Consider the following 13856-nt stretch of genomic DNA (forward strand, 5'->3'; position numbering starts at 1 on the left):
AGATGGGGACAATTGATTGTCCCCATAAGCTTTACAATACTTTATTCAAGAAATCTTTCGTACGCTCATTTTGTGGGTTTCCAAAGATCTCTTGTGGTGTACCTTCTTCGACAATGTATCCATTATCCATGAAGATTACACGGTCCGCCACTTCTCTAGCGAAGCCCATCTCATGTGTAACGATAACCATGGTCATTCCTTCTTGTGCCAATTGTTTTATAACATTCAATACTTCTCCGACCATTTCCGGATCTAAGGCACTTGTTGGTTCATCGAATAGCATAATATCAGGATTCATGGCAAGGGCACGTGCGATTGCGACCCTTTGCTTTTGGCCACCAGATAATTTAGCTGGATTTTCGTTCGCCTTTTCTTTCAAACCAACTCGATCTAAAAGTGCTAATGCTTTTTCTTTCGCTTGCTGTGGCGTTGCTTTCTTTAAATCAACTGGTGCTAGCGTGATATTTTCTAATACCGTTAAGTGTGGAAAAAGATTAAAGTGCTGGAACACCATTCCAATATTTTCTCTAATTTTATTTATGTCATTTTTTTTATCGGTTAATTTAAAGTCATTTACTACTACTTCTCCACTTGTTACTTCTTCTAACATATTTAAACAGCGCAGAAGGGTACTTTTACCAGATCCAGAAGGACCGATTAAGCAAACAACTTCGCCTTCTGTTACCTGTAAATCAATTGATTTCAATACTTCGAGACTACCATATGATTTTTTCAGATTCGTCACTTTAAGCTTGGCCATTTTTTATCCTTCTTTCTAATACATTTGATACTTTTGTTAGAATCATAATGACAATAAAGTACATAATGCCGACAATTAGCCACATTTGGAATGATTCTAAGTTTCTTGCAATAATAATTTTTCCGCTTTGTGTCAATTCATTGATACCGATAATCGAAAGAATAGACGTATCTTTCAAGGTGATAACAAACTGGTTAATAAATGCTGGAATCATTAATTGAATCGCCTGTGGAAGGACGACTTTTCTCATTGCTTTTCCATAAGGAAGTCCCAGACTACGTGCAGCTTCCATTTGTCCTTTATCAACCGATTGAATTCCTCCGCGGACAATCTCAGCCATGTAAGCACCAGCATTTAAACTTAGGGTAATAAGACCGGCAGCAACAGCTGAAATACGAAAATCAAGAGCTGCTGGTATTCCAAAATAAATAAAGAATGCTTGAACGATTAATGGTGTTCCTCGGAATATATCGATGTAAATAATAGCGATTGTGTTTAACACTTTATTTTTTGCAATACGTAATAATCCGAAAATAATCCCAAGTACGGTTGCAATTAACAGAGAAATAACGGTTAAGATCAATGTCATTTTTAAACCAGATAGCAAGCTTGGGAAACTTTCTTTCAATAGACCGAAAAAGCCGCTTCCTTCTTCCACATCTGAGCCAGTTTCTAAGTATTTATCTAATATTCTTTGATATTCACCTGACGCCTTTAAATTAGCCAAACCAGTGTTAAACATCTCAAGAAGCTCTGTGTTTTGTCCTTTTGAGACAGCAAAACCATATGATGCTCCTGCTTCTTTATCTGTGACAATTTTTAATCCATTTCCTTGCTTGATTCCATATGCTAATACAGGATAATCATCAAATACAGCAACGGAATTTCCTGTTCTTACTTCTTCGTACATATTAGCAGAATCGTCAAAAGTCACGATTGAAAATCCGTATTCGTCTTTGATGCTCTCTGCAAAGCTAGCACCTTCTGTTCCTGTTTTCACAGCAACTTTTTGACCTTTTAAATCTTCATAAGAGGAGATGGTCTCATTATCACTATCAACCGCCATAATGATACCTGAATCAAAATAAGGATCAGAGAAATCAAACTTCTTTTGTCTTTCCTCTGTAATACTCATTCCGGCAATAACAGCATCTACTTGGTTTGATTCAAGCGCTTGAACAGCAGCGTTAAATCCAAGTGGCTTCATTTCATATTGGAAGCCTTGGTCTTTTGCAATAGCAGCGATTAAGTCCATATCAATTCCAACGAAATCACCATTTACATCCTGAAATTCAAATGGTGCAAATGTAATATCTGTTGCAATCTGATATACTTTCTCCTTTGCTTCTGCTTTTGTTATGGGAGAAATAATACTCAATATAGTTAAGATAACTACAAAGAATAAAATAAATTTAGACATTCTCTTTTGCTTCATTCGTGTAACTCCTTTTCGCATTATTCTTGATGTTGATAAGTTTTGGATATCTTATGTTAGATTATCTAACAAAAACATAATTAAAATAATACTAAACAATCGTGATATTGTACAGATAGGAATATAAAGTGAAATTTTTCCATATTTTTTGTCAGAAATGGATTACATTACAGAAAGTATGTTATACTACAGTTACTTACAACGAAAGGGATGATGGGTGAACGATGAAGAACTAATCTTATTTTTCAACAATTTGAATGAAAAAATTTCAAATTAACCAAAAATAGGATTAGTCTGCCCATTTTCATATAACGCTTTTCTGTGTATATCTCTAATGGTATGCGCACAATTAGTGGTCGATATGCACGGTTTTTTTGTATATGATCATGATTGGGAACGAGCGGATAATTAGGTACGGCTAATCCTTCCAAGGAAAATTGGGAGGATTTTTTTTCTCCCTTCATAGAAAGGGTTTGATCGGATGACAGAACTATTTAAATTAGTGAATATCAGTTATGAAGTGTTGGATGCAACCATTTTTGAAAAAATAAATGCAAGTGTACGGCAGGGAGAGGTTATTGGGATTATTGGCAAGAATGGTGCAGGCAAATCAACATTATTGCAATTAATAAATCAAGATATAGCTCCTACAAATGGGCATTTGAAGTGGATAAAGGAAAATTTGGTTATTAGAATGGTTGAGCAAGAAACAGAAAACTATGACCTAGCGGAAGAAAATTCAACTGAAATGAAGCTGTTGGAAAAATGGCAAGTGCCAACAAATGATTTTCAGAATATGAGCGGTGGGGAAAAGTTAAAAGCTCGGCTTGCTAGAGGTTTTGCTGTTGAAGCAGACATACTGCTTTTAGATGAACCAACCAATCATTTAGATGAGCGAAGTATGAAACTCCTTCAACAGCAAATCAAAAAATATAAGGGTACCATTCTCCTTGTCTCTCATGATCGTTATTTTCTAGATAGTGTAACCACAAAGATTTGGTCTATTGAAAGTAGGAAGCTTATTGAACATAAAGGAAACTATTCCAGTTATATGGAAGCGCGCGAACAGAAAAGGTTAACCCAGCAGAGGGAATATGATAAACAACAAAAGAAGATTAAACAAGTCGAAGGACAAATGAAAGAGATTACCTCTTGGGCGCAAAAGGCACATGCGCAATCAACCAAACAAGAGTTTCCAAAGGAATATTATCGGGCAAAGGCGAAACGAATGGATGCTCAAGTGAAATCGAAGCAAAAACGATTGGAAAAGGAACTGGAAAGAAATAAAGTGGAGCGTGTAGAAGAAGAGTATACGGTATCTTTTTCGATTGAAGCGAATAAAAAGAAAGGAAAACGCTTTTTGGAGATTAAGGATTTATCGAAGAAATTTGGCTCTCGCGTTTTGTTTGAAAAAGGGAATATTACGATTCAATATGGCGAGAAGGTTGCTATTATAGGTCCGAATGGAAGCGGGAAGACAACCTTATTAAACATTATTTTAGGAAAAGAAAAAGCAGACGGGGAAGCCTGGATTTCTCCTACGGCCAATATGGGGTATTTAACACAGGAAGTATTTGATCTCCCTTTAGAGGAAACACCAGAACAGCTATTTTTTACTGAGACGTTTGCTGCAAGGGGAAAAGTACAAACGTTAATGAAACATCTAGGGTTTATGCCGTCCCAATGGAAGGAACCGATAAAAAATATGAGCATGGGGGAACGGGTAAAGTGTAAGTTAATGGCATATATTTTAGAAGAAAAAGACGTGCTTATTCTGGATGAACCAACGAACCATCTTGACTTGCCATCCCGTGAACAATTAGAAGAAACGTTATCGCAATATAATGGGACTCTTCTAATCGTTTCCCATGACCGCTATTTTTTGGAGAAAACAACAACAAGCAAAATAGTTTTAGCAGAAGGATTCTTAAAGAGGCAATGGACAGAATCGGAGAAGCAGGAAAGGGACAATAAAGAGGAACTGCGTTTAAAGCTAGAAACAGAAAGACAAGAAGTTCTAGGAAAATTAAGCTTTATGACACCAAAGGATAAAAAATATGCAGAATTAGATAGAAAGTTTCTGGATTTGACGAAGCGAATGAAGGAGTTGGAGTAGTGGGACGTGGGGCCGGGTTCCTTGTCCCACTCAATTTACAAAATAATAAATTGCTGTAGCTATTGCTAATGACACAATCCCAATCAAACCAACTACTATGGAAATCTTTGTGTTTAATGCGCGATCTTCTTTTGTTTCTGTGAAATAATGGTTTCTATGTTGCCGTCCATCGGGCCATGCGCCTACCATAGTTACAGCGATAAAAATCGCGATAATCCCAATGACTAAAAAAAATGTAAACATAGTTATTCCTCCTTTTCCAATGAAGCACCTTTTTCTTTTGTAAAATATACGTTTTGTCCTCCCTAAAAGTTACAGAAATATAAGATTATTTGTGTTTTAATAAAAAGAAAGAGGAGGAATAGGCATGAGAGTACCTGTTAAGCTACAAAAGGGGGATGAAATTAGAGTAATCGCTCCTAGTCGAAGTGCAAAAATTTTATCGGAAGAGGGAATTGTGCAAGCAAAGAAAAGATTAGAGGATTTTGGATTTGTTGTTACGTTTGGTAAGTATATTTTTGAATCCGACTTACAGTTTTCCACGACAATAGAACATCGAATAGAAGATATTCATGATGCTTTTCGGGATAAAAAGGTGAAAGGGATTTTAACTGTAATTGGTGGATTTAACAGTAATGAGCTATTGCCTTATTTGGATTATGAATTAATAAAAAACAATCCAAAGATACTTTGTGGGTATAGTGATATTACTGCTTTAGCAACAGCCATCACAACAAAGGCTGATTTTATTACATATTCAGGACCGCACTTTTCTAGCTTTCAAATGGATAAGTTACAGGAATACCAAACGGAATATTTCCAGAAATGCTTGATGGAATCACAGAAATTTATGGTTGAGCCTTCTGATGTATGGACAGATGATGCATGGTATTTGGATCAAGAAAATCGTAACTATGAACCTGGTGGCTGGGAAGTATACCAAGAGGGTAGGGCAAAAGGGCAAGTGTTTGGCGGTAATCTATGTACCTTAAATTTACTGCAGGGAACAGAATATATGCCAAATCTGAAAGACAGCCTTCTGTTTGTAGAAGATGATGAATTAACCATTCCAGAAACGTTTGCAAGAGACTTAACTTCTTTATTACAGACTGCTGGCTCCATAAAAGCGCTAGTAATTGGGAGATTTCAAAAAGCTTCTAAGATGTCAGAGGAGCAGCTTCTATTTATTCTGGATAAACATCCTCTTTTGAAAAAAATCCCTGTTCTCTATAATGTTGATTTTGGACATATTCAACCATTCTTTACTTTTCCAATTGGAGGAGAAGTAGAGATTGATACGATGACACATGGAATAAAGATGACTACTTTTTAAACAATCCAGAGGAGGAATCGACTTGGAGCTTAAAGAAAAAATAAAAAATCTGCCAACATCTCCAGGGGTGTATTTGATGAAAGACTCCTCTGGTCACATCATTTATGTTGGCAAATCAAAAAAATTAAAAAATAGAGTTTCTTCCTATTTCCAGCATTCGAAAAATCGGTTTGGCAAATGGGAGAAGCTTGTAAAGCATATAAAGGATTTCGACTTTATCCTAACAGATACGGAATTTGAGGCATTGATGCTGGAATGTAAGTTAATAAAGGAAATTCAACCTATGTACAATAGAATGATGAAAACAACAAAGGCTTATAACTACATCGTTTTTCGATGGCAGAAGGGAAACTATCATATGGAGATCGCCAATGAGTTAGATAAGGACGATGTTCATTATTACTTTGGTCCCTTCACTAGTAAAGGAACAGTAGAAAATGTGATAAATGGAATAAAAGCATTTTATAAAATAAATTGCTCCCAAGAGAAGTGGAGTCAAAGTCCGTGCTTGAATTATTCCATCGGAAAGTGTATGGGGATTTGTTTTGATCCAATAGCCAAAGAAGCTCACCAACAAATTATTCATCGGCTTATCGCTTTATTTAATAAAAAGGATAATGGTGTACTAGAAGAGATGTCCACAAAAATGATTGAAGCCTCCAGTAATGTTGAGTTTGAGAAGGCAGCAGAAATTAGAGATACGATTACGAAAATAAATACGATTTTGCAAACAGAATCAGTAGTAAGTTTTATGGTGGATAATCATCTAATAATGGCAGTAGAATCCTTAGCTGACTATCGAATAAAGCTTTTTCTTATTAGACGAAATAAAATTATTTATCAACAAATATATGAAGTCAATCAGGTAGATATTCAAGAAGTGAAGAGAAGGATAGAATCCCTTTCTGTACCCAACCAACATATCAGTGCTTTGGGAAAAGAGGAAATAGATGAAGCGTATATTATTTATAAATATTTAAACAGCGACAATTGTACGTATACTGTTATAGAGGATGATCGAGTAAGTAGCACTGAATGTGATTATTTGGAAGATGTTCTTAGGAGAATCCTTCCGATTCCTATCCAAAATTAGAGGAGAAAATAAATATGCTGTCAAAAGAGCAAATTGCAGAAATAAAATCACTTAAAGAAATTTGTGAGCAAGAGGAAGGATATGAGTTAAAGCTTAACTTCGATATGCTAGAAAACCGAAATGGAGAAAATAAAGAGGACTTTTTCCATAATGAAGACGGCAAACTAGTTGGATTTTTAGGAAGCTACTATTTTGGAAGAAAAGTAGAGTTTTGTGGCATGGTTCATCCACAGTATCGAAGAAAAGGGATTTTTACAGCATTACTGGCGGAAGGTCTAGAGGAGGCAAGAAGGAGAGGGGCGACGAGCATATTATTGAATGCTCCTGCTACATCCCAGAGTGCGAAAGCATTTTTAGAGAAAATTCCTTGTTCCTATACCTTTTCGGAGCATCAAATGAAATGGCAGAAGGCAAACATAATCGAGGACACAGCGATTAAGTTAAGACCCTATGATTATGTTCATGACAAAGAAGTAGAAATCCAGCTTGATGCCCTAGGATTTGGAATGGTGGAAGAGGATGTCAGAGCATATGTAGAAACAATAAGGGAACTGGATGATGATCACCGTATGATTATTGAGGTGGATGGAAAAATAGCAGGGAAAATCAGAGTTTCTGAAATGAATGGAGAAGCATGGATTTATGGTTTTGTGGTATTTCCAGAGTTCCGCGGGCAAGGAATTGGCAGAAGGGCATTATCGAAAGTAGTAAAACAAGAAGAGCAAAAAGGCTTGCCGATTTTTTTAGAAGTAGAAGCCAAAAATGCTCGTGCGCTTAAGCTTTACGAGTCTTGTGGATTTCGAAGCTATCATTCTCAGGATTATTACGAAATTAAGTAACTGTCAAAAAAAGTAGGTAACCTAGAAAATAGGTACCTACTTAGCATGTTAGGTTAAAGGAAGGGTAGTAATACAAGTGTTATCATCTTTAAAAGTAGCAAATTCGGTCTTAGCTGTCTTGCCATTATAAGAGATAGTCATTTTAAAATCCTTGTTGCGAGGAAGCCATACATCGATAAAACCATTTGCTTGGGATGTTATCTGTTCATCCACATAAACCTTTCCATCTTGATCTTCAATATATACAGCAAATTCCTTATAAGCCAATTCTCCGCGGCAACCTGCTAGATTATGGATTGCGCAAGGGTGTGTATCAATTAAGTAAGGAGCAAATGATACGAAAAATTCACCTTTAGGCAACTGATAGATAAGTTCCTCGTTTTCAGGCGTGCTTACTGTTAGTGTATCGGAGCTAATCGAAGCAGAAACGGCTGATATTTTGCCAGTACTATAATCATGGACGAGTTGTTTAACATCTCCACTTTCCATTTTTTCATAGCGATTATTTTGATTGATTAATAAATAGATAGTTATGGCAAATACTATTGTAATGAATATTGGGATGATAAGTTTATTTTTTTTCATCTTAATCGCATTCTCCCTTTTTAGTTTGATTGCTTATTTATTAAGATATCAAACTAAACCGCAAAAAAGAGGAAAGAGAAATGGAGATTTTGTGAATTTTTCAAATTAAATAGGAAGTGATATTTTTGCTAGTTATGTAAGAAAATGTGAAAAAAGTCCTTCCTATCTCTTGTGCATCTGACTATTTTCCTATAAAATTTGTAATAGAAGCTAGAAAAAGGAAAAAATGTAATGCAATAATTCATTAAATATATTAAGGTGTTAAAGGCAAATTCATCGAAAGGTGAAGACGCAAAGCTATAGGGACTAAGATCTTGGAGATTAAGTCAGCCAGTTACCGATTTATCTTTATAAACGGAAGGCTAATCGGAAGAAGATTAGTTTTTTTCTGTATTTAGATCGTTGTAATATGCCGATGATAGTCTCACAAATTTAAGGTGAGGATGAAGATGGGGATTTTCTATTTTTTTTGCGGGATAATATTTGGTATTTTCTTTTGGAAGGTAAATGCCAAACGAAAACATAATAGCTGGAAAGTGAAAATGGAAAGGGAAGATATTATGTTTCGCTTAGTGGAAAGCTCGAAGGATATTGTTTACAGATATGAAGTAAGACCGCAAATGAGACATTCGTATATTAGTCCATCCACCGATTATATTTTAGGAGAGGGAATGGTTAAGGAATTCTATCGAAATCCCCATGCTCCTTTAGAATTAATCCATCCAGATGATTATCATATTATGTACAAAAAACTCATTGGAAAGATAGATTATAGTGAGCCATTGATCCAACGTATGAGATGTGTAGACGGTAATTATAAGTGGTTTGAGGAATATGCCACCCCTATTTATGAACTAGGGAATCTAGTAGCTATACATGGAATTATTCGCAATATTGATGAGAAAGTGCGACTGCGACAAAATTTAGAGTATCAACTGATTCATGATGCACTGACAGAGGTACATAATCGATTTTATTTTGAACAAAAGATGGAAGAATTTGATACAAAAATAGATGAGGCAATCGCTATTATTTTATGTGATTTAGACGAACTAAAGCAGGTAAATGATAAATATGGGCATAAACAAGGTGACGATCTAATCAAAGAAGCTGGAAAAATACTAAACACTTTTTCTTCCCCGTATATAACGGTCTCAAGGATCGGTGGGGACGAGTTTGTCCTACTAATACAAGGAATGGGAAAGGAAGAAATAGAAGAGTTGTACAAACGTATGTCCATGGAATTAAGCGGCGATGAGGAAAGGGATACGGATACTACTGTAAAAATGTCTATAGGCTATGCATTTGTTTCAAGCTCCCTTGGAAAAATGACTGCGTTATTTACAGAAGCAGATGATAATATGTACCAAAATAAAATGAAGAAAAAGAAAAATACCATACCTTACGGAAATAGAGTGATTGTAAAGTAACTGGTTGGATAGCTAGTATATTGGTTGAAAGAACGGCCTTCATTAGTCGAATGAGGGCTATTTTTTTTACCACTATAAAAGATGAAGTGCTCCACTTTTGAAATATCCTTACCCTCAAGCATTGCTAAGCCAAATAAAATCCTTTTACCACCCCTATATTAAAAAAATACAGATGATATTAAAAGAGTACTATTGTTAACGCTTACAAAAAGGCGTTTTTTCTCATACAATTTTAACTGTAAAGAAAGGAAAGAACCAAATTCAAAGGGGGAAAAAATCAATGAAAAGATGGAAATCCATATCCTTATTACTTGTAGTAGTGCTAATTGCTGCTCTGATGGGAGCTTGCAACAGCACAGGTGGAAGCAGCAATAAAATTAGTGTGGGAATTGTCTTGCCAACGAAAGATGAGCCACGCTGGGTACAGGATGAACAGCGTTTTAAAGATGCCTTAAAAGACTCTGAATATACGACTGAAATTTTATTCAGCCAAGGTTCTTCTGCGAAGGAAAAGGAAAATGTGGAAACGTTAATTAATAAAGGAATTGAAGTACTTATTATAACTCCACAAGATGGAGCGGCAGCAGCGGCAGCTGTTGAGGCTGCTAAAAAAGATGGCATTAAAGTTATTTCATACGACCGTTTGGTTACAGATACTGATGCAGTTGATTACTATGTCACTTTTGATAGTGTGGCAGTTGGTGCTGCACAAGGGCAATATTTGATTGAGCATTCAGAAGGAAAGGATGTCCCTTTGTATCTATATGCAGGAGCTGCATCAGATAACAATGCCTTTTTATTCTTTGAGGGAGCATGGAATGTACTTCAACCAAAAATTGCGGATGGAACATTCAAAATTGCTAACTCAAGTGAAGCAGAAAAGTTAAAAGATAAGCAAGAGCTTAGTCGTGATGAAATGAGTAAAATCTTAGGCCAGGTTACAACAAACTGGGATCCAAACGAAGCGAAAAATAAAGCACAAACTCATTTAACAGCGGTAGGAACAGACATGAAGGGCGATGTTGCTGTCTTAGCGCCTAATGATGGAACTGCCCGCGCAATTGCTGATGTTTTCGCTTCTGATGGAGATATTTCTAGTTATACCGTGACAGGACAAGATGCAGAAAAGGCATCTATTCAATATGTGATTGATGGAAAGCAATCCATGACCGTATTTAAAGATGTTCGTACCTTAGTAACGGACGCAATGGGGATTGCTGTTGATATCTTAGATGGAAAATCACCAGAAACTACAGGTTCTTATGATAATGGAGCGATTGAAGTAAGTGCGAAGCAAACAAATGTCATTGTTGTAGATCAAGATAATGTCCAAACAGAATTAATTGACTCAGGCTATTATGAAGCAAGTGAATTTACAGGATTAAAGTAATTTTATAGAAGGGACTTCCAAAAAAAAATGTTCGGCCTCCATTGGCTATATCGATTGCTTTTGGTGATTGATATATCAAGGGAGGTCGGCCCTTTCATCCATTCCCTTGTCAGCTTTTAAAGGAGGAAGAAAATGAGTGAATATATTCTTGAAATGAATGGGATCACAAAAGAATTTACAGGAGTTAAGGCGTTAAGCAATGTGAATTTCAAGGTTAATAAAGGAGAGATTCATTGTTTAATAGGAGAAAATGGAGCTGGTAAATCGACTTTGATGAAAGTGTTGAGTGGAGTCCATCCATATGGAACGTATGAGGGGGATATTGTCTTTGAAGATGAAATTCAACAGTTTCATAAAATTAGTGACAGTGTGAAAACAGGGATTGTCATTATTTATCAAGAGCTTGCTTTATTTCCTGATTTATCAGTGTATGAAAATATTTTCGCTGGCAATGAAGTGAAGCAAGGTGGAGTAATCAATTGGAACCAAACGATTGTAGAGTCAAAGAAATTACTAGAAAAAGTAAAACTGGATGTTGCTCCAGACACACTTGTAAAAGATTTAAGTGTCGGGAAAAGACAGCTAATTGAAATTGCCAAGGCATTAAGTAAAGATGTAAAGCTTCTTATCTTAGATGAACCGACAGCTGCATTAAATGAAGATGATAGTGAAAATCTTCTTCGCTTGTTAAAGGAACTAAAGCATCAGGGGATTACTTGTATTATGATTTCCCACAAGCTAAAGGAAGTTATCTCGATAGCAGATAAAGCGACTGTCCTTCGAGATGGCCAAACAATTTGTACCCTAGAAGCTGCTAAAGGAGAAATTACAGAGAATTTTATTATTAAAAACATGGTTGGTCGAGAAATAGAGGATATTTATCCAAAACGAAATAAGAAAGAAAAAGGAACCCCTATTTTAGAGCTGAAAAATTGGAGTGCCTTTGATCCTCAATTAGGGAGAGATGTGGTAAAGAATATTAACCTCCATGTGAAAAAAGGGGAAATAGTTGGGATAGCAGGCTTAATGGGGTCAGGACGAACGGAGCTTGCATTAAGTATATTTGGAAATGCAAAATCGTATAAGATTCAGGGTCAAATGTATTTGAATGGGGAACCGCAAAAATTTAAACATACGAGTGATGCTATTCAAGCGGGAATAGCGTATGTAACAGAAGATCGTAAAGGAGACGGATTATTCTTGCTGCAAGATATTAAGAGTAATATCTCCGCTGCTAATTTGAAAGGAATTGCGCAAAAAGGAGTCATTAATGAAAATGAGGAAATTAAGGTTGCTGACTCCTATAAAAAGTCGCTTCATATAAAAGCTTCATCACTTGAACAGTTCGCAGGTAATTTAAGTGGAGGAAATCAGCAGAAAGTCTCACTTGGAAAGTGGCTCTTTGTTGCCCCAAAACTATTAATCTTAGATGAACCAACCCGTGGCATTGATGTTGGTGCTAAATTTGAAATTTATACTGTTATGAATAAGCTGATTGAAGAAGGATTAAGCATCATCATGATTTCTTCTGAGCTAGGAGAGGTGCTTGGCATGAGCGACCGAGTGTATGTCATGGCGCAAACAGAATTAAAAGGTGAATTGTCTATAGAAGAAGCGAATCAAGAAAACATTATGCAACTGGCAACACAATAGGGAGGGTGGAAGGATTATGTATCAAGAAGCAAAAGCACTTATTCGAGCGAATATTCGTGATTATGGAATGTATATCGCTTTGTTTGTTATTATTCTTACGTTTACGATTATGACAGACGGACTATTTATCTCTTCGCGAAATATAAGTAATTTACTAGACTCAGCAGGATATATAGCCGTGCTTGCAGTTGCGATGACATTGATTATAGTTATTCGTCATATCGATTTATCTGTTGGATATGTTGCGGGATTTCTCGGGGCGATTGCCGCAATCCTACTGACACAGGCAGGCGTATCTGTATATATTTCCATCCCCATCATTCTCATTCTAGGAATTGTAGTAGGATTATTTAATGGGCTGTTAGTAGCACAAGTAGGCATACCATCCTTTGTGGCTACTTTAGCAGGAATGCTGATTTTTCGGGGGGCTTTATTGCAAGTAACGGAAAAAACAGGAACTATTATTATTCAAAATGATGCATTTAATGCAATTGGCAATGGATATATTCCATCCATGTTTGAAGTAAATGGACTGCATTTTTTATCCTTATTGGTAGGGTTAATAGGGATTCTGCTCTATATTTATAGCGAAATAACAAATAGAAGGAACAAATTAAACTATCAATTCGATGTATTGTCTAAACCGATGTTTATTTTAAAATTAGCATTTGTTTCAATCATTATTGCTTATATTACATGGATTCTTGCTGGATATAATGGATTCTCTTGGACCGTTATTGTAATGCTTGCAGTTGTTTTTGTGTATCATTTCTTGACTACGAAAACAGTACTTGGAAGACATATTTATGCAGTCGGAAGCAATCCAGAAGCTGCTCACCTTAGTGGGATTAATGTCAAAAAAATTACTTATATTGTTTTTGGATCCATGGGAATGATGGCAGCATTATCCGGTATTTTATTCACGGCTCGTCTTCAATCAGCAACCACAACAGCCGGAACTCTATTCGAATTAGATGCCATCGCTGCAGCCTATGTAGGGGGAGTTTCAGCTGCTGGAGGAGTTGGAAAAGTAACAGGTGCTATTATTGGTGCAATCGTTATGGCATCACTTTCAAGTGGGATGAACTTACTAGGTGTTGGAATATCTTATCAATATATGATTAGAGGCGGAGTTTTAGCAGGTGCGGTTATATTTGATGTAATGACGAGAAAGTCAAAATAAACTAGAAGGAGAGACAGCGGTCTCTCCTCTTTTCCGCTT

At 36.2% G+C, this 13856-nt stretch carries 12 protein-coding genes and 1 riboswitch; of the genes, 8 read left to right on the plus strand and 4 right to left on the minus strand.

Features of this window, described 5'->3' with window-relative positions:
* Window positions 1-31: 31 nt before the first annotated feature.
* Window positions 32-760: an amino acid ABC transporter ATP-binding protein gene (locus tag ACWNMZ_RS05260; RefSeq protein ID WP_031536067.1), complete on the minus strand. Its 729-nt coding sequence runs from the start codon at window positions 758-760 to the stop codon at window positions 32-34.
* Complete coding sequence (locus ACWNMZ_RS05265) at window positions 747-2195, minus strand: amino acid ABC transporter substrate-binding protein/permease (protein ID WP_235250788.1); 1449 nt, start codon at window positions 2193-2195, stop codon at window positions 747-749. The genes ACWNMZ_RS05260 and ACWNMZ_RS05265 overlap by 14 nt, the downstream gene beginning before the upstream one ends.
* A 481-nt stretch (window positions 2196-2676) precedes the next feature.
* On the opposite strand from ACWNMZ_RS05265, the gene abc-f reads away from it, so the two are divergent.
* Window positions 2677-4311: a ribosomal protection-like ABC-F family protein gene (gene abc-f / locus ACWNMZ_RS05270; RefSeq protein ID WP_031536071.1), complete on the plus strand. Its 1635-nt coding sequence runs from the start codon at window positions 2677-2679 to the stop codon at window positions 4309-4311.
* A gap of 30 nt (window positions 4312-4341) precedes the next feature.
* On the opposite strand, the gene ACWNMZ_RS05275 is transcribed toward abc-f, so the two are convergent.
* Entirely contained in the window at window positions 4342-4554 is a 213-nt protein-coding gene (locus tag ACWNMZ_RS05275; protein ID WP_031536072.1) for a DUF5316 family protein, read from the minus strand.
* 124 nt (window positions 4555-4678) lie between these two features.
* On the opposite strand from ACWNMZ_RS05275, the gene ACWNMZ_RS05280 reads away from it, so the two are divergent.
* From ACWNMZ_RS05280 to ACWNMZ_RS05290, 3 genes are read left to right on the plus strand one after another with little or no spacing between them, the layout of a single operon-like run.
* Window positions 4679-5644: a S66 family peptidase gene (locus tag ACWNMZ_RS05280; protein ID WP_031536074.1), complete on the plus strand. Its 966-nt coding sequence runs from the start codon at window positions 4679-4681 to the stop codon at window positions 5642-5644.
* 22 nt (window positions 5645-5666) lie between these two features.
* Window positions 5667-6737 (plus strand): UvrB/UvrC motif-containing protein, encoded by a 1071-nt coding sequence (locus ACWNMZ_RS05285; RefSeq protein WP_031536076.1) that lies wholly within the window; start codon window positions 5667-5669, stop codon window positions 6735-6737.
* 14 nt (window positions 6738-6751) lie between these two features.
* Complete coding sequence (locus tag ACWNMZ_RS05290) at window positions 6752-7576, plus strand: GNAT family N-acetyltransferase (RefSeq protein WP_251628334.1); 825 nt, start codon at window positions 6752-6754, stop codon at window positions 7574-7576.
* Window positions 7577-7624: 48 nt separating this feature from the next.
* On the opposite strand, the gene ACWNMZ_RS05295 is transcribed toward ACWNMZ_RS05290, so the two are convergent.
* Entirely contained in the window at window positions 7625-8161 is a 537-nt protein-coding gene (locus ACWNMZ_RS05295) for a CueP family metal-binding protein (protein ID WP_251628335.1), read from the minus strand.
* A gap of 256 nt (window positions 8162-8417) precedes the next feature.
* Window positions 8418-8503, plus strand: a riboswitch (cyclic di-GMP riboswitch).
* Window positions 8504-8610: 107 nt separating this feature from the next.
* On the opposite strand from ACWNMZ_RS05295, the gene ACWNMZ_RS05300 reads away from it, so the two are divergent.
* The 4 genes from ACWNMZ_RS05300 (at window position 8611) to ACWNMZ_RS05315 (ending at window position 13817) form a co-directional block, all read left to right on the plus strand.
* Window positions 8611-9591, plus strand: coding sequence for a sensor domain-containing diguanylate cyclase (locus ACWNMZ_RS05300; RefSeq protein ID WP_031536082.1), 981 nt, complete (start codon window positions 8611-8613; stop codon window positions 9589-9591).
* 280 nt (window positions 9592-9871) lie between these two features.
* Window positions 9872-10981, plus strand: a complete 1110-nt coding sequence (locus tag ACWNMZ_RS05305; RefSeq protein ID WP_031536084.1) for a sugar ABC transporter substrate-binding protein — start codon at window positions 9872-9874, stop codon at window positions 10979-10981.
* Window positions 10982-11113: 132 nt separating this feature from the next.
* Complete coding sequence (locus tag ACWNMZ_RS05310) at window positions 11114-12634, plus strand: sugar ABC transporter ATP-binding protein (protein WP_031536087.1); 1521 nt, start codon at window positions 11114-11116, stop codon at window positions 12632-12634.
* A gap of 16 nt (window positions 12635-12650) precedes the next feature.
* Entirely contained in the window at window positions 12651-13817 is a 1167-nt protein-coding gene (locus ACWNMZ_RS05315) for a sugar ABC transporter permease (protein WP_031536089.1), read from the plus strand.
* The last annotated feature ends 39 nt before the right edge of the window (window positions 13818-13856 follow it).

Source organism: Niallia sp. Marseille-Q9988 (assembly GCF_976954375.1).